Source organism: Nostoc sp., from assembly GCF_036917395.1.
GTDB lineage: Bacteria > Cyanobacteriota > Cyanobacteriia > Cyanobacteriales > Nostocaceae > Nostoc.
In genome coordinates, this window is record NZ_JBALDI010000003.1 from 1 (window position 1) to 18,287 (window position 18,287).

General features: G+C 41.3%; 11 protein-coding genes. 5 read left to right on the forward strand and 6 right to left on the reverse strand.

Features of this window, described 5'->3' with window-relative positions; all coding sequences use genetic code 11:
• The first annotated feature begins 272 nt into the window (after positions 1–272).
• The 3 genes from V7K46_RS01320 to V7K46_RS01330 all read left to right on the forward strand — a co-directional run bounded on the left by V7K46_RS01320 (position 273) and on the right by V7K46_RS01330 (position 3,447).
• A complete protein-coding gene (locus V7K46_RS01320) occupies positions 273–1,181 on the forward strand; it encodes a beta-1,6-N-acetylglucosaminyltransferase (RefSeq protein ID WP_335110309.1) in 909 nt (302 codons plus the stop codon).
• 426 nt (positions 1,182–1,607) lie between these two features.
• On the forward strand, positions 1,608–2,804 hold the full coding sequence (gene dxr, locus V7K46_RS01325; RefSeq protein WP_335110311.1) for a 1-deoxy-D-xylulose-5-phosphate reductoisomerase: 1,197 nt from the start codon (positions 1,608–1,610) through the stop codon (positions 2,802–2,804).
• Positions 2,805–3,249: 445 nt separating this feature from the next.
• A complete protein-coding gene (locus V7K46_RS01330; RefSeq protein WP_335110313.1) occupies positions 3,250–3,447 on the forward strand; it encodes a hypothetical protein in 198 nt (65 codons plus the stop codon).
• 116 nt (positions 3,448–3,563) lie between these two features.
• Here V7K46_RS01330 and V7K46_RS01335 read toward each other — a convergent pair whose 3' ends face one another.
• Positions 3,564–4,064, reverse strand: a complete 501-nt coding sequence (locus V7K46_RS01335) for an acyl-CoA thioesterase (protein ID WP_335110315.1) — start codon at positions 4,062–4,064, stop codon at positions 3,564–3,566.
• A 116-nt stretch (positions 4,065–4,180) separates the two neighbouring features.
• Between V7K46_RS01335 and V7K46_RS01340 the strand changes: the two genes are divergently transcribed.
• Positions 4,181–6,250 carry a CHAT domain-containing protein gene (locus V7K46_RS01340; RefSeq protein WP_335110317.1) on the forward strand — a complete coding sequence of 690 codons (2,070 nt, stop codon included), beginning with the start codon at positions 4,181–4,183 and terminating at the stop codon, positions 6,248–6,250.
• Between the two features lie 491 nt (positions 6,251–6,741).
• Here the strand turns inward: V7K46_RS01340 and V7K46_RS01345 are convergent, their stop codons facing one another.
• Entirely contained in the window at positions 6,742–7,086 is a 345-nt protein-coding gene (locus tag V7K46_RS01345; RefSeq protein WP_273766912.1) for a DUF1815 family protein, read from the reverse strand.
• Between the two features lie 882 nt (positions 7,087–7,968).
• Between V7K46_RS01345 and V7K46_RS01350 the strand changes: the two genes are divergently transcribed.
• Positions 7,969–8,112 carry a hypothetical protein gene (locus tag V7K46_RS01350; RefSeq protein ID WP_335110319.1) on the forward strand — a complete coding sequence of 48 codons (144 nt, stop codon included), beginning with the start codon at positions 7,969–7,971 and terminating at the stop codon, positions 8,110–8,112.
• 46 nt (positions 8,113–8,158) lie between these two features.
• Here the strand turns inward: V7K46_RS01350 and V7K46_RS01355 are convergent, their stop codons facing one another.
• The 4 genes from V7K46_RS01355 to V7K46_RS01370 form a co-directional block, all read right to left on the reverse strand.
• Positions 8,159–14,023, reverse strand: coding sequence for a hybrid sensor histidine kinase/response regulator (locus V7K46_RS01355; RefSeq protein WP_335110321.1), 5,865 nt, complete (start codon positions 14,021–14,023; stop codon positions 8,159–8,161).
• A gap of 182 nt (positions 14,024–14,205) precedes the next feature.
• Positions 14,206–17,136, reverse strand: a complete 2,931-nt coding sequence (locus V7K46_RS01360; RefSeq protein ID WP_335110323.1) for a methyl-accepting chemotaxis protein — start codon at positions 17,134–17,136, stop codon at positions 14,206–14,208.
• A 14-nt stretch (positions 17,137–17,150) separates the two neighbouring features.
• On the reverse strand, positions 17,151–17,681 hold the full coding sequence (locus V7K46_RS01365) for a chemotaxis protein CheW (protein ID WP_273766906.1): 531 nt from the start codon (positions 17,679–17,681) through the stop codon (positions 17,151–17,153).
• Positions 17,682–17,694: 13 nt separating this feature from the next.
• Positions 17,695–18,060 carry a response regulator transcription factor gene (locus tag V7K46_RS01370; protein ID WP_069073698.1) on the reverse strand — a complete coding sequence of 122 codons (366 nt, stop codon included), beginning with the start codon at positions 18,058–18,060 and terminating at the stop codon, positions 17,695–17,697.
• Positions 18,061–18,287 lie beyond the last annotated feature (227 nt).

Sequence of the window (18,287 nt, forward strand, 5' to 3'; positions counted from 1 at the left end):
AAAATATTACACCAGAGGTGATTGTTTCTCTCACCTCTTACGACTTTATTCTTGAAGCTTTATTTAGCGCAGCTTCATAAAGAATTGGTATAAGTTGCTACAGTCAAATCTTGGAGAAGACCTACCGACGACAGTTTAGCCAAGGCTTTGAGTTTGTGGAATTAAATCGGCGAGTAATTAAACAGGCAATGCTTTGAACCTGGCTAAATTAGAGGTGACACAAAAACAGCTTGTAAACAAAGAACCTTGATTTATTTAATAAGGCAGTTTTTATGAAAATAGCATATATAATTTTGGCACATAAATATCCGCAACAATTAGTACGTCTTATTTGTAAATTAAACACAGATGATGTTTCATTTTTTATACATATAGATAAAAAAGTGGATTATAAAATTTATCATCACATATTGACTCAACTCAAGGATTTTCCAAATGTCTCTTTCATAAAAAGATACCATTTAACATGGGGAAGTTTTGATATTGTCAGAGCTAGTCTTGAAGGAATAAAATTAATAGTTGAAACAGGTACTTACTTCGATTATGTTATATACTTATCGGGTCAAGACTATTTGGTCAAGTCAAATGAACAGATTAAGAAGTTTCTCCAAGAAAATAAAGGTAAAGAATTTTTAGAGTATTTTCCACTACCTTGTAATAAATGGTATCGTGGAGGTTTAACAAGATTAGAATCTTGGTATATTCGTTGGAAAGATAAGGATTTTTGGATACCAGAAAAGCGTGAGTTTAAATCTCGCATTAACTCTTTTTTATATTCATTGTTGATTTTGTTTTTACCGAAAAGACATAAATTTCCTGAAGGCTTTGCTCTTTATGGAGGTTCAGCATTTTGGTGCTTAACAGGAGAATCCATAAAATGGATAAATGATTTTGTTAAGCAAAACCCTAAGTTTGTTAATCGTTTTAATTACACTTATTGTCCAGATGAATTGTTTTACCACATCCTAATTGTAAATTCACCTTTTAAGGATAAAATTATTAACACTTGCTTGACATATGTAGAGTGGTCTAACGTTAATGCCCTTCACCCCCAAATTTTAGAAAAAAATGATTTTGATAAAATTATAGACTCAGAAAAATTATTTGCCAGGAAGTTTGATATGACTATAGACCCGGATATATTAGATATGATTGATGAAATGATATTGAGTCAATCTTAAAAAAGCAAATAAATTTTGAATTTTGGTCGGAGAGAAGAAATAATAAATGTTCCCGACTATTGAACTTTGGACAAAAAAGAGTGCTTTGCGTAAAATATCCGCAAACCAAACGTAATTTAAAGAACACTCTGATGATTGCTCAAGGTTGACGTTGATCGAGCCGCCATTGTTTGGCAAGCGGACAGTCCATTAGGATCAGTAAAAAATTAAGATAAAGTGCCTTTTGTCAACCAGTTTAAATACTCAAAATATTGCTCATAAAAATGATAATCGCTACTTTGGAGGAGGATAGAAGACAGGGGGATATTTTCTTTGCGTCTCCACGTCTCCCCTTCTTTGCGTCAGTGTATCGATTATAGTGATTGCTGTTATTAAAGAGTCCCAAGCAATTTATAGTGAGAGTTGTCTGTAAATCCTTAAGCAATTGTGAAAGCGATTACTCTCGTTGGTTCCACTGGTTCTATTGGTACTCAGACTTTAGATATTGTTACTCAGTACCCAGATCAGTTTCGGATTGTGGGATTGGCAGCTGGGAACAATGTAGAGATGTTGGCTGCTCAAATTCGGCAGTTTCGACCGAAAATAGCAGCAATCTCCTCAGAAGATAAATTACCAGCGCTCAAAGAAGCTCTCATTGACCTCGATCCCCAACCGATTTTACTGGCAGGTGATGCCGGAGTGATAGAAGTCGCTCGCTACGGCGATGCCCAAACCGTTGTCACTGGTATCGTTGGTTGTGCTGGTTTGTTACCCACGATCGCAGCTATTGAAGCTGGTAAAGATATTGCCTTAGCGAACAAAGAAACCCTGATTGCTGGGGCCCCTGTGGTTCTACCCCTAGTTGAAAAACACGGTGTAAAATTACTCCCAGCCGATTCCGAACATTCCGCAATCTTTCAATGCCTCCAAGGTGTGCCAAAGTCCGGCTTACGGAAAATTTTGCTCACTGCATCTGGTGGGGCTTTCCGGGAATGGGATGTAGAAAAGTTAGCAGAAGTCACCGTTGCTGATGCCATCAAGCATCCTAATTGGTCGATGGGGCGGAAAATCACGGTAGACTCTGCTACTTTAATGAATAAAGGACTGGAAGTAATTGAGGCTCACTTTCTGTTTGGGTTGGATTATGACAATATCGAAATTGTCATTCATCCCCAGAGCATTATTCACTCGCTGATTGAACTGCAAGATACTTCAGTTTTAGCCCAACTCGGTTGGCCAGATATGCGCTTACCCTTACTCTATGCTCTATCTTGGCCCGATCGCATCTACACCAACTGGGAACCACTAGATTTAGTCAAAGCTGGAAATTTAACCTTCAGTGAACCAGATCACCAGAAGTATCCTTGTATGCAGTTAGCTTATGCTGTGGGTAAAGCTGGTGGTTCGATGCCAGCTGTGTTAAATGCCGCAAATGAGCAAGCTGTGGCTTTATTTTTATCAGAAAAAATTCGGTTTTTAGATATTCCCCGGTGTATCGAATCGGTGTGTGATCGCCATCAAAATGATAACCGTGCTAATCCCTCTTTAGATGACATTTTGGCAGCAGATAAATGGGCAAGACAAGAAGTTTTAACTGCAACTGAAAAGTTAGAAACTGACTCGCGGATAATTTCTCTGCGATAAAAACCTTTAGTTCAGATTGGACTGGGGATCAGAATTTGATGCCTAGTCCCTAATCTTTAATCCCCAGCGTCTAATCCAATTAATATGGAAATCATTTCACCTTATGGCAAAAACATAGTCACCAAACTAAAAAAAAGTTAACAAATTGAAGATAGTCAGTGGCTTCCGGATCAGCCATCAGTTTTATGTATATTTATAATTTATCTCCAAACAAAAATTAAAAATATTTACAGAAACTTTGCAAAAAAAGCGGCATTTCACATCAATAATTCTCTTATTTTTAGGTAAAATATGCCCAGGCTAATTATCACAAAAAACCCCATCAGAGTAGATATTAAAAATTGGGTTGAGCATCTTTTATACCAATGATTGTTACCAAAACAAAAACTTACCCTTTCTGAAGAAACACACTCTTAGATAAGGGCAATTATTAAGGAATTAATGTATGATTGCTACGCTGATTGTAGCTTGGATAGTCTTCATAATATTGTGGAAGCTGCTGAAAGCAACCGTGAGCAATGCATTAACTGTTGCGGCAATCCTTGTTTTATTAAATATTGGTTTTGGCATTACTCCACAAGATATTTGGCATTACGTAACGCAGTTGGCTGAAAATCTGTCACAAATCCAAAGTGGCAAGTGAAAATCGATACTTCACTTTTGCTAATGAAAGGTGAAGTATAAAATATGAAATGACAAGATTTTTAACTTTGATGCAAGTGCTGTCAAAGTTTCTGTGGTGTTTACAACCTTTCTTGGTCAATTATTATTTAATGCTGAAATCTTAGCCAACGCATCCTTAAAACTCGGCGGCAACTGACGCATAATCTTGCCTCTTTCGCGATCTAAAGCTACTAAAGTCACTTTGGCAGTGACGTACAATTGTTGTCCATCAGTTGAGACAATAGCATAATCCCAATTGATCCGGACGCCAGTTACTTCAGCCATGCGCGTTTTTACCACCACTGCCATACCCAATTGAATTGAACGGTGATAGCGCACAGACAGTTCTACAACTGGTAAATCGCAGCCTATAGCAACTAAATCAGCAAATTCAATCCCTATAGTTCGCAAGCATTCAATCCGCGCTTCTTCCATCCAAGCTATATAGGAACCGTGCCAGACAAGACCGGCATAGTCAGTGTGGTGGGGTTGCACTCTGACAGGATATTCAAACCAATTCCCAAATTCATGACTTGATGGATTATCAAGGGCGCTGGTTGGTGGTAGTTTTGGTTGAGGGGGTTTTTCTTCTGACATCTTCAAGTTTCTAAGCATCTATAAATTGTCCATATCTGAAATAGCATAAAAATTAATTGCGTTGTAGGACTTCTTGATTTAATATTTACACTTCCGAGTATAGGGAGTGTTTTGTTATGCAGCTTAATCTTCAGTATGTTAATCTTGTTACTTTGACTTTACTTAGTTTACTAAGTTTTGGGATGGCTTACCCAGAAAATAATCAGGTAAGCACAAATCTAAAGTTGAGGTATGATTTCGGAGAAAAAGCTCAAGCTTTACCCAAGAATAATCAGCTCTTAGAAATTGAAAGGCTCAACGAAGAGGCGATCAAAGAATTTCGGCAAGACCAATCGAAAGAAGCGTTGCAGAGATTACAAAAAGCATTAGCCATCAGCAGAGAATTTGGAGAACGCTCTTGGGAAGCCGTAACACTCAATAACATCGGCAGAATCTACCAAAGTCAAAGAAAGTATCCTGAAGCACTTCAATCCTATCAGCAAGCCCTATTAATTAACAAAGAACTTGGGGATCTCGTTCGACTTGGCAAAACCTACAGTAACATAGGTTACTTATTCGATATCCAAAATAAACCAGAGTTAGCAATTTTTTTCTATAAGCATTGCTTGATTAATCGTGAGAAAGCTCGCTTGAATCCATCAGCACTTAGTGCGCCACAACCAAATGCTTATAGCATAACTGTTAGCCAGACATATCGTATTTTGGGTGAACGATTACTCAAACAGGAACGTGTTGCTGAAGCACAAAGGACAATAGATTTACTCAAAGTTGAAGAACTAGAGGAATATCTCCAGAGTGTGCCAGGTAATCAACGTACTGTCAAAGGTATTAATATAGCGGCAACAGAAAAACCAATTAAACAAAAGTTAGAGCAAACCCTGAATAATGCTGTTGTGCTGGGTAAAGAACTGACAACACTGCGGAAAATTTCCCCCAAAGAGCGATCGCTTGAACAGAAACAACGGATTGAGCAATTAGTCTTAAATCAACAGCAACTCCTGGATGGATTTAACGAATTTATCAATAGTCCTTCAGTGAAAGAACAGGTAGAGCAAATTAGCCGGACGGCTAGGCAGCAAAATTTGGATTTGCAGAGTCTCAACGAACTTCGGGATAATTTGGCGCGATTACCTCAAAAATCTGCACTCCTCTACCCACTGATTTTAAAAGATAGCTTGGAATTGGTATTAGTAACTCCTGATTCTCCACCAATTCATCGCACCGTTGCTGTAAAACGCGAAACCCTTCATCAGACAATTGGTGCTTTCCGCCAAGCTTTAATCAATCCCAGTCGAAATATCAAAGCACCTGCACGCCAATTGTACGACTGGCTAATTAAACCAATAGAAAAAGACCTGAAGCTATCAGGTACACAAACTCTGATTTACGCTCCAGATGACCAGTTACGCTATATTCCTTTAACTGCTTTATATGATGGCAAACAATGGCTAGTGCAGCGTTTCAATGTTAATCACATTACATCTGCCAGCCTAACTAACTTAAATACCCCACAACAATCTACTTTGCGGGTTTTAGTTGGTGCTTTTACTAAAGGTAATTATCAAATTAAAGTTGGAAATCGACAGGTTGCTTTTGCTGGTTTGCCCTTTGCATCGCGGGAAGTGGAAAACTTAGCCGCTACAGTTCCTGAAACTACGAAGCTTTTAGACGATGCCTTTAGCCCCAAAGCTGCTGTACCCCAAATGGATGATTATACAATTGTCCATTTAGCTACTCATGCAGCCTTTGTGGTGGGTAAACCAGAAGATTCGTTTATTTTATTCGGGAATGGCGATCGCGTTAATTTTAGAAATGTCGCCACTTGGTCACTCCCCCATGTAGATTTGGTAGTGTTAAGCGCCTGTGAAACCGGCTTGGGAGGCAAGTTGGGTAACGGTGAGGAAATTTTGGGCTTTGGCTATCAGATGCAACAAACCGGCGCTAGAGCCGCGATCGCCTCGCTGTGGTCAGTGGATGATGGTGGTACACAAGCACTTATGAGTGCTTTTTATAGTATACTATCTACTGAGAAGTTGAGTAAAACTGAAGCTTTACGAAAAGCTCAAGTCTCATTAATTACTGGAGACTGGAAGGCAATAAGTCATAATCTACCCGCAGCAGCAGTTAATGACTTTAGTCATCCGTACTATTGGGCACCTTTTATTTTGATTGGTAATGGACAATAGAAATAAAAATTTATAATTAGGGAAAATACACAGTCAAGCAAATATAATGATAGTTGCTACTGCCTAGATTCACCATCTGACCTTAGTAACGCGCAACACCTACGAGATTCCATTACTGAATCTTTTTACATAGCCCTAACGAAAACTGCGTTAGCGGAGCTTAACGTACTCCTACGGAGAAGCAAGCTACGCGTAGCGTCTCGTTGGCGCAGCCTCTCGTAGAGAAGAGAAGTTATCAATTTTTGATGATATTTTGGGCAAAGACAAGCGCCCAACTACCCAACCTCTGACTTTGGTGTGTTTTAACACCTTCCAGCTAAAGGCTCAAAATCCGGCTCGTGAGGTTTTGGCAGATACAAAAATATATGATCGTCCAGCCACGAGCTAATCACTTAATGGTAATGGAGAATAGGTAAGAGCGATCGCCAACTAAGCCACCATTACCAATTATCGATAATCAATTTCTAAGAAAGCGATCGACCTTTGGAACCTTAATACTTCTTGGCAAGAGTTTTAGAGCCTGTATCAGTTTGCATAGATTGCTTGACAAGATTAGCCAGTTCATCTAATTGGCTAATTGCCTCCGCACCTTCTAACTTCATTAATTCGCGGTCATCCCGCATTTCCGTCCAAGTAATCCCGTAATCAGACACTAAAAACCGAATTAGATGGTTATCACCCAAGCCAACCATAAACGATGCACTATTCATTTGGTCGCCACAGGTATAGCAGGATGCAAGATACCCACGCCGCTCTAGTACAGTCGCCAAAGCTTGCAGATTCATTACCAAGTCTTGGACGAATTGTCGATGTTGATGTGCTAGTCTCAGAAACACTTTTGTCCTCCAGACACCACAGTAAGTTGAGTCTCTTTTATATTTTCTTTAGATTTTCTCATCCACTGGTATTGTAGACTATTCATTACAATTACCAGACAAATGATATTGAGTCGTTAATTGACTACCTTGTTTAGGGTAGTGGATCGGGATTTTGAGCGCCGTATCAAACTATTCAGTTTGCAAATTCAAAATATCGGACAGAATTGCTAAATTTAACTATATCTTTATACATTTCTGCCAGGATATATTCTTACAAGAAGCGATCAGCTTTTAGGGTAACTTAAATCTTGCAATAGTCAAGTACGGAAAAGCAACATATTTCGCTTTTATAAGCAACGTAGAGCCAAATTCAGTGTTAGTAGAGGCTAAAACGTAATTTTACATCGTTATAGTGTCTTTTCAGATGTTTGATATGTTCTTTTTCTAAGTAGATTTTATATAGATAAATGATTAAGTATACCAAATTCGTTCCTCCCGTATACATAAAGTTGAGCAGATGACAGTGGAAATTTTAGATCCAGTACTAAAACTAGATTAAGTATAGTCCTTTATACAGAGTTTACCTCATGTAATTAATAGACAAGTCTAAGTGTAAAATCCACAATGGATCAACTAAACACTGACAATACCTAAACTCAGCAGAGCAATGTTGCCATTTAGGCAATATTTTCAGCTATTTTGGCTCAAAAAGTTGTACCAACCAAAGCACAGAGATTTTACGTAGCAATGGCTATTCTACCCTAGTGACAGGTAAGTGGCATTTGACTCAGACTTGCGATCGCCTACGGCGGGCGGTTACGCCATCGCACCGCCACCGCTTCATTCAATTCCTGGCCGTTATAACGGGGTTTGAACATTTCTTTGGCTTCTTAATATGGATTGGAACATCCCCAGACACCCCATATTCTCTACGAAGACAAGAAACATATTTTTGTTGATCGTTATCCTGAGAATTACTGGACACAAAGAGCGATCGCATTACTCAAACAAGCAAAAACCAAGTCAACAGACAAGCTATTTTGATTGTATTTTGCCAACAATGCTGTTCACTCAACGTTTAATATTAGTGTCACGAAACATTACTTGTAGTGCTAACAAGTTTTTCCCCTTTCAACATCCGCGCCGCAGCTTCGAGGAGAGCTTCTTCGAGATAAGGCTTGGTAAAGTAGCCACTAGCACCGAGTTGAGCTGCAATTTGTCTGTGCTTGTCTGCACCGCGTGAGGTGAGCATAGCGATGGGTAGGTGGTTGAGGTTAGAGTCTTTCTGGATGCGAGAGAGTAACTCCAGACCATCACAGCGGGGCATTTCGATGTCGCAAAATACAATATCGCAAGGCAGACCGGAGCGGAGTTTATCCCAAGCTTCCTGGCCATCACGCGCCTGTTCTACGCGATAACCTGCTTTGTTAAATGTCAAGGATAGCAATTCTCGGACTGTAATTGAGTCATCGACGATCAGCACTGTTGGATCAATCTTCGTAGGAGAGGTGTTGGTGGGAACCCCTTTCTGTTGCCAAGAATTGCCACCCATTTGTGTAGAAATCCGTCCTTGGAAAATGTCAATTATTTCCAGCACGTCAGCAATAGGCATAATGCGACCATCACCCAGGACTGTAGCACCAGCTACACCAATTGGTTTAGGTGCTGGCCCTTCAAATTGCTTAATTACAATTTCTTGTTCGCTCAACACCAAGTCAATCTGTAGAGCAATTAGGGTATTTGCCGATCGCACTACAACCACAGAAACCATATCATCATCTCTGGTGCCGCCATAGACATTACCGCGACTGATCTGGCGATTGAAGGTTAAAAGTTCCTTTAGAGGTCGGAATGGCAGTACTGTATCGCGCCAGGAAATAAACGATTGCCCATTGCCATCGTGCTGGATATTTTTGACTGGTATATCCAACGTATCTTCAACACCGTCCATCGGGAAGGCAATTCTAGCTCGATCAGAGACGCAGCAGAGAGCTTTACAAATACTCAGAGTCAGTGGCAGACGAATGGTGAAGATGGTTCCCTTACCGAGCGTAGAATCGGTGTTCACTGTCCCCCGAATTTCGCTAATCTCGGAACGCACTACGTCCATACCCACACCACGACCAGAAATTTCATCTGCTTGGTCTTTGATCGTAAAACCAGACTGGAACAGCAGATCGTAGACTTCCAGGCGAGACATGGCTTTTGCCTGCGCTTCCGTAATCATGCCAATCTTCACTGCCTTAGCCTTAATCCTTGCTGAATCTATACCTGCACCATCATCGCCTACAGAAATGATCGTTTGGTTGCCTTGGTGAAAGGCACGGATAGTAATGATTCCCACGGGTAGTTTACCAGCAGCTTGTCGTTCTTCTGGCGTTTCAATACCGTGAGCGATCGCATTATTCAGCATATGAGTTAACGGATCGGTCAGATGATCCAAAATCATCTTGTCAATTAAGGTATCACCACCTTCGATCACCAACTCAACTTGTTTGCCACACTTAATGGCGTTGTCGCGCACTCCTCGCCTCCAGCGATCAATAGTTTGGGCAAAATGCACCATTCGCGCTCTTGTTAATCCCTCTTGTAACTGGGTAGTTACTTGGCGGAACTGCCTTGCTACTCGCTCAGTTTCTTCGGTGACAAAATCAATGTCACTTGCCGACTCACGCACTCGCACAATCCGCTCAATCATTTGCTGTGAGAGTGTATGGAAGGGAGTAAAACGATCCATTTCTAACTCGCTAAAACCCCTATCGGCATTGGAATCAGGCGCTTGAAAGCCGGAGTCTTTCTTTTTGCGTCCAGCTAACAGAGAAGCTTCCAAAAGCGATCGCTCGTACAACTCTTGCATCCTTGCGCCCACATCTGAGAGTTGTTGTACCTGAATCAGCAAGTTATCTAATGACTGCCGCAGCCGTTCATGATCCTGCTCTAAGGTATTGCGATTTACCACCAACTCCCCAACTAAATTACTCATATCGTCCAGTTGCTTAACTGGAACCTTCATCGTTTCTTCAAATCTCGTAGCCCGACGAGTAGAGGGGCGGGGAGTTTTGCTGGTGTTAGATTTTAGTAATGGTGAATGGGATATTGTTTGATCTGCTTCTGCCAGCAACTTCTCCAAATCACCAAATTCATCTTTTCTGGCTGGTGATGGAATGGGATTATTAGCCAAGACTGGCTGAATATCGAAGGGCTGGCGTTGGGGTAGCCCGTCGTAGGCATCGCTGTCGTTATCTGTACCTAGCAATTCTTCCAGGGCTGCAAAATCTACTTCTGGTATTGAAGTAGCTTTGGGATTAAGTGCTACTTCCTCTTCTAGTAATGCTTCTAAGTATGCAAATTCATCTTCTAGAGCAACTACTTCAATGGTTTCTGTCGTTACTAATTCTTCAGTTGAGGTAACAATAGCATTTTCTTCCTCTAACACTGGTGCAGCTTCAGATGTCTCTCCTTGATCCCATAAATCAGTTTCTACATCTTCCTGAATAACCGTTTGGGTGAAATCATTAACAGCTTGTGAGTCAATTATTGCCGCGTTTTCTTCTAATTTTTTCTGGCTTTTTGATTCTGAGAGAGTAGTTTCTGTAAGCAATAAATCATTTGCCAAACTAGGCTCAGTACCCTCAAAATCTGTATTTTCTGTGAACTCAAACGCAGTTTCTAACTTATTGTTCGGCTCAGTAGCTAAAACTTCTGGGCTTGTCTGGGGTAAATCTGAAGTTTCCCCAAAACTGATATCTAGAGAAGTTTCCGTAGCCGATGATTCATCCACAGTATTATCTGTGGTTTCCATCTGAATATAGGTATCATCTGTAGCTACATCTTCAAACAGCAGTTGCAGATTTTCATCGAAAGAGCCGAACAAATCACCTGGCTGTACTTGGGTTGAATCTGAAGTTTCACCAGAATTGATATCTAAAAAAGTTTCTTTAGGCGATAGTTTATCCACAGTATTATCTGTGGTTTCCATCTGAATATAGGTGGAGTCATCTGTAGCTACATCTTCAAACAGCAGTTGCAGATTTTCATCGAAAGAGCCGAACAAATCATCTGGCTGTGCTAGGGCTGAATCTGAAGTTTCACCAAAATTGATATCTAAAAAAGTTTCTCTAGGCGATAGTTCATCCACAGTATTATCTGTGGTTTCTATCTGAATATAGGTGGAGTCATCTGTAGCTACATCTTCAAACAGCAGTTGCGGATTTTCATGGAAAGAGCCGAACAAATCACCTGGCTGTGCTGGGGGTGAATCTGAAGTTTCCCCAAAATTGATATCTAAGGAAGTTTCTGTAGCTTCTTGTTTATCCACAGTATTATCTGTGGTTTCCATCTGAATATAGGTGGAGTCATTTGTGGCTTCATCTTCAAACAGCAATTGCGGATTTTCTTCAAAAGAACCGAATGAATTAAGTTCCAGATCAACAGCAGATATCTCTGGGGGCTGATTGGTAAATTCTGGAACAAAATCTAAAGCTTCTGGTTGTTGCGATCGCCTGAGAATTTCTTCCCCTGGATGCTGCGCGAACAATGGCGTTTCTGGCGGGGATGGTTGGATGCGATCGCTGATTGTCGGGGAAATAGTTGAGTTACTCGGTGCTAACTCATCAAATAAATCATCTCCAGAATCTGATGAGAATACCAAATCTAGCTGCTCTTGGTGCTGGAAATTGATATCAAAATCTTCTTCTATGTCAAAACTGGCTATAGAAGAAGGTATGGGCTGCTGACTGTCGGCAAAAATGTCATCAGCCTCCTCAGCAAACAAACTTTCCTCTAACCCCCTTTCCACATTCTGCTCAATTAAGGAATCGAATTCGTCCTGTTCCTCTATGGTTTCCTGATTCCAGAAGTTGCTAAGATCATTTTCTGATTGAGAAAACTCAGGTGCTATTGCTGGAGATGTATCAAATAAATCACCGATTTCTGGTTCACTTGTAGGCAGTAGTGGATGTTCTTCCATTTCAGCAAACAGGTTGTCCGAAGACAAGCCTGTTTGCTGGGGTAATTCTACGTAGTCACTAGGGATAATTTCTTCTACCCAATTTGCCTTTTTGGTTTCTAAGAATAAGTTATCAAAACTGTTTTGTTGACTAGTAGATAGTTCCACACTGGCGAACGCCTCAGTTTCCGGTTGAGTCACTTCGCCTGTAGGCAATAGTTCCTCTTTATCATCATTTAGTGTCAGTGTCAATAAATCTTCAACCACATCGTTTTTGTTGACACTATTTTGGACAATCTCTCCAAGAGGCTGCTGCGGATTACTAGTAATCTCAGTAAATTCTTGTAAATTTTCGTCAGGGTAAGAGTCTAAATTTAGATTAATTACGTTAATATCGCTCAACTCTACAGTCGTAGCGGATGTTTGTTGATTTTGCGGTTCTGAATTCTCTTTTTCTAGGAAGTTGTCACCAAATAACAAGGATAAGTCTTCTGTCGTAGCTGTGATTGCGGGATGCTGCTCGTTGGTTGTGTCTTCATCAAAGGAGAGTAAATCGGATAAGTCGCCATCAGCAGCCTCAACGTCAGTGCTGCTGAAATCAATTCCAAAGTCATCGGTGGCGACAATATCTAAGGTTTGTTCTTGATGCCAGGTTTCATCGAGTTCGGGAGTTTCGCCTTCAAATAAATCGGCAAGGGTATTTAACTCAGCTATTCCTACCTCTGGACCATTGGGGTCAAGATTGCTACTGATTGGATGTGCTTCGTCATGTGTGGTAAAAGAAAAACTATTGTGAATTGCAGCGTTTAATGGTATCCCTTGTAACTGAAGATCAGGGCGTTCGCTACTATCCTCATCTAGATTAAATTCCTCAATTGGCTCAGATAGGTTAGTTATGACTAACTGCTCAGTTTTCGCAATTTCTGGAGTGTTGACGGATAAAATTAGCTTTGGCGCAGTTGATGGTTCTGTCAAAGCTGTAGGCTGTTCGTCAAACAAATCGGGGGTAATTTCTAACAACTCAATTTCTGCAAAGCTCAAAAGTGCTTCTAGGTGCTGACTAATTGCAATTTCGGCTTCCTTACCTTGCAGGACTAATTCTTGAGCTTGCTTGATTTCGGTAATGACAATTTTAGCTAGAGTCAGATAAGTGTTTTCGGGATTGCCGATCGCACTGGCTGCTGCTTGACACAAACCACACCACTTGGACAAATTCCAAGTCTCACCAAGTCTGACTAACTGGTAACAGGATTGCTGAAGGTTTTGTCGAGTTGAGGGTGTTGTTGTTTGCTTAAACAGTTGCAACATTTCCCGCAGTGTTTGCAGTACCTGGGCTTGAAACTTGCCCCAATTATTATTTTCTTTGGCGATGACTGGCGATAGCGCAGCTAAACCGTGTCCGGGAGCGTCTGGCATCTCCTGGGGTGCTACAGAGAAGGATATTTCTGGAGATTCCTGATCGGTGTCTTCTGCCAAACTGGGAATATCTTGGCGCAGAAAAAGTTCAGTAAGTGTGGAAACGTTCTCTACAGAGGTTGTGTGTAGTTCTGTTGCCGAAGGACTGGTGGCTACTCCACTGTTCCCTTGTTCTACAAGTAATTCCAGATGCTGATTCAGCCATTGAAAGACTGGCTCAGTTTCTAACATCAAAGTATTAGCTGCATCTTCAGAAAGACCAAATGGCCCGCTCAAATGCTCTAACAGCGCTTTCAGGGTATCAGATACACCGAGAAATAAAGACTCTAACTTTTGGTCAACCTGAACCGGATGCTCTATGAGGAGTTTGAAACAATCTTCCAGACGGTGGGAGGTATGCTGGATGCTAGTCAATCCAAGCATCGCCGCTCCTCCTTTGATGGAGTGAGCCGCCCGGAAGACTTCGCTAATTATTTCCGGGTCGTTCAGAGTCCCCTCTAAATTCAGCAACCCCTGCTCAATGGTATTCAGGTGATCCCTGGCTTCTTCGATAAAGTAACCCAAAATCCGCTGTTGTTGTTCCGGCAGCATAGCAAAAGTTATGAGTTGTGAGTTATGAGTTGTGAGGTATGAGTTATGAGTTATGAGTTATGAATTATGAGTTATGAGTTATGAGTTGTAATTTTTATTTCTAACTTCTCATTCTTAACTCCTAACTTTGTTGTGAGTTTTGATTTTTATTTCTAACTCCTCACTCCTAACTCCTAACTTTGTTACCTGGTTTCCATAGTTTCCACTCGGAAACGTTCAACGGAGGCGATCAAGTCACGGGATACACCTACTAAGTGTTGTAGGGCACCGGAAACTCGCTGGGCTTCCTGGGAAGTTTCTTGCGCGGTGAGTTCTACTGATTGCATTACATGAGCGACGGCGCGGGAAGTTTCAGTTTGTTCCACAGTGTCGGTAGTAATTGAGCGCACAAGAATATCGATGCGATTCGCCACTTGAATAATGTTTTCGAGCGATCGCTTGGCTTCTTCTGCCAATTTTGTCCCTTTAATTACTTGTTGTGTGCCTTCTTCCATCGCGGTCATCACCGAGCCTGTTTCGCTTTGGATTTGCATCACAATTTGTTCAATTTCCTTGAGAGATTTGGCAGATTTATCTGCTAGCTGACGCACTTCGTCTGCGACGATCGCAAACCCGCGTCCAGCTTCTCCCGCTCTTGCCGCCTCAATACTAGCATTGAGTGCTAACAAATTTGTTCTCGAAGCAATCTGGGAAATCAACGCCACAATTTTAGAAATTTCTTGGGAAGATTCCGCCAACCGTTTCACTTTGCGAGTGGTTTCGGCAACGGTTTCTCGAATTTCCAAAATCCCCGCCACAGTATTTTCTACTGCTTCCCCACCTTTGAGAGCGATCGTACTAGCATCACGGGCAACGGTTTCGGCTTCCCGCGCCGCCTCTGCTACCCGCTGAATCGAATCGGTCATTACCTGTACAGAATTCAGCGTCACTGCCAACTCTTCTGCTTGGCGCAAAGCATCACCAGATAAGGCTCTAGCAAAGGTTTCAGAGTTGGTTGCACCTTTTGTCACATCCTTCGCTGCCACTTTTACTTGTTGAACGATATCCCGCAGGTTTTGAATTGTCAGGTTAAAGGCGTCAGCTACAGCCCCCAGTACGTCGGCTGTCACTTCAGCTTGGACTGTTAAATCTCCTCTAGCAGCTCCTTCTACATCATCCAACAGGCGAATCACCTGACGTTGCAGGTTTTCTTTGGCTTCCTCTTGTTCATCGGCTTTTCGTTGGGCTTCACTTGTAGTCGTGAAAACTACCCGCGCCATTTCATTAAAGCCAGTGGCTAAGTGCCCCAATTCATCTTCAGAAAACACTGTGGCTTGAGCATTCAAATTTCCTTGGCGTACAGCCTCAAACTGAGCTTGCAAATCATTGGTTGTGCGGCGAATTTGTTTGAGTGCAAGATTTCCCATGAAGCCTGCGGTAGCAAAACCTGCAATTCCAGCAGCTAGTGACATTGCCCAACCTGTGTTTCGTACTGATTCTCGTTGTTGGGGTGGAGAAAATGTAGTGGCGACAAAGCTAACTGTGGCTACAACCAGCGCTGAGACAATGCCCACACTTCCAGCAATTAACCATTGTTTCCTTTCTATAGAGGCATTTTCTAATGGTGCTAACCAGCCTTGCTCGACGCTAACGGTGGGTTCTAGTTTCGAGACATCTGTTTGGCTAAAGACTGGAACTGCTTCATGCGAACCAGTCATCGAGAATAGTTCCTCTTCGCGATCGCTAGCTGCATCACTTAAAAAAGCCTCCGCGCTTTGAGGGCGTCCACTACCACTAGTTTCTGCTGGAGCAGAATGCATTGCGGCATCACCGATGTTAGAATCTCCTTCGATCAGGTCAAACCCTGGAATGTTGCCTAAATCGTCAAATTCCTCAAAATCATCTAAAAACTCGATATTACTCCTAGAATTTTCTCCATTCAGTATATTGTTATTGTTTGAGTCTTCATAAGAGGTTAAACCCTCTGAACCAAAGGCAGACTCAAATGCTTCCATATCAAAACTTTCATCGTCATCAAAGCTATTTTTACCGTTTATTTCACCTGATTTTAACTGCTTTTCTTCGAGAGGTAGATTGCGGCTAACAGATGAATAATTATCAGATAAATTTGGCAGAAAATCTTCTTTGTTTTCCAACTTTTTTGACTTCAACCAATCATCTGCTTCTGTTTCAGACAAGTTATCTTGATTTTTGTATTCCAAGTTTTTTGTTGACGAACTGTTTCTAAGTTCTTCTCCAACAATTAGTAAAGTTGCGTCTTCAAAATCAGATTTTTTATATTCTAAATTTCCAATCCGAAGCTCTGGAGATTTGGGATCACTCAACAAATCAGGCAAATCATTCTCACCATGACCAGTTTGTGGATTAGAAAATGAAGATTTATTATTTTCAATAGCTGAACTTCCGTGATCAGAATTTATTCTATTATCTGAAAACTGACTATTTACTAATGATTCTTCTGACATATCTTCCTGCCAAAAAGCAGGCAACTCTAATTCTGTTTTCTCCTCCCAGTTGCTATTTGATTGTTCCTCTGATTCTTCATCCAAGGCAAAAGGATCATCACCAAAAGCTGTAAAAGAATCTGATATTTTTCCCTTTCCAATACTATCTTCTGTGGGGATGTCAAATGGACTATTTGAAGATAGTTCTTCAACGCCATTCATAGTCTCTTCATGCTCACCAAAAAAGTTCAAATCAAGGCTCTTGCTGTCAAACTCCTCATTAGCGCCCAAATCTTCTAATTCTTGTTCGTTATATGCCAGTGCATCAGATATGTTTGGGGAATTTATTTGCTCTTGACTTCCTGATGTATCAATCTCTCCACTGAATGACTGGAGGTATTGATTTATATTCTCAATTCCATTATTGGCAAAACCAATAATTTCTTGATCATTAGTCAAGCGTAATACGTGTTGATATTCTTCTTTTGCTACATCATACTGCTGCAAAACATAGTAGATGTGACCCCTTAACAAATGGGAATTGGGGTCATTTGGTAAATTTTGCACCACTTGGTCAACTAAAGTGGCGGCAACCTCATAATTCCTTTGAACATAGGCGGTCATCGCCTGTTGATATGTTGGCTCGTAATTATCAATACTTGCTGCCATTTCCTCCTCCAATTTCATCCTGCCCACCGCGCACTTCGTAAAATTGCCATTTGATCGAGCAGTCGCAGACACTGTTTGTTTTTAGCACTTAATAACCACTCTCCACGTAAAAAGGGAGCCATAGTATCTGGAACACTAATTGATGGCATGAGATTCTGGACATCCAACCAGTCCATACCACCAATTTCCTCTACTGCTAAACCCACTATCGTGTCTTGCTCTTCAATGGCAATCACCGGAATTTCCGCTCTATCCGTGTTTAATGCACTTGCTTCCCCAAGAAATTGACCCAAATCAGCCACCCAAATAACTCGACCTCGTAAATTTAGAGTACCCAAAAGTAAAGGAGAAGCATTAGGAATCGGGGTGATTCTATCAGGACTTAGTTCAATTACCTCCCGAATACCAGTTGCTTGTAGTGCAAACTCCTGATGCGAGGGAATGTAAAACCTTAAATGTAACTCACCTTCAGGACTTTCTACTTGTAATTCAGGTCGGAAATGGTCTTGACCACTGCCACTTAAAAAGTCCGGTTTGCTGACCATATTGCTTTTATCCTTATCCTCGCAGCAGTTGTTTGACTGTTCCTACCAACTCGGTTGGTTGAAACGGTTTGGCTATGTAGGCGTCTGCACCCTGTTTCATGCCCCAGTAACGATCAAATTCTTCGCCTTTGGAAGAACACATAACCACAGGGACATTTTGGGTTTTTGGATCGGATTTTAACCGCCGACAAACTTCGTAGCCGTTCATCCGGGGCATGACAATATCCAATACTACTAAATCGGGAGGTGCTATTTGAATTGCCTCCAATGCTTCTAATCCGTCACTGGCATGGGTCACTGTTAGTCCAGTCGCTTTCAGGAGGTCTGTAATCATCTCCCTTTGCGCGATACTGTCTTCCACAATCAGAACTGTACTCATAAGTGTCTATTTACCTCCTGATGTAGACGTTCCTACTTGGAACATTCCCTGATTCCTCCGCAAGGATTAACTGTATAAATTAATTCTATGTTTTCACTATTTTCCCGTATATTGACGTTTCACTGAGTTGGCTGACTCTGTGATAACATCTTTTAACTCATCTTTTAATAGATCAACAAATCTTCGATCTGTTCATGTGCCCATGCCCTCTCAATTTTGGATTAATG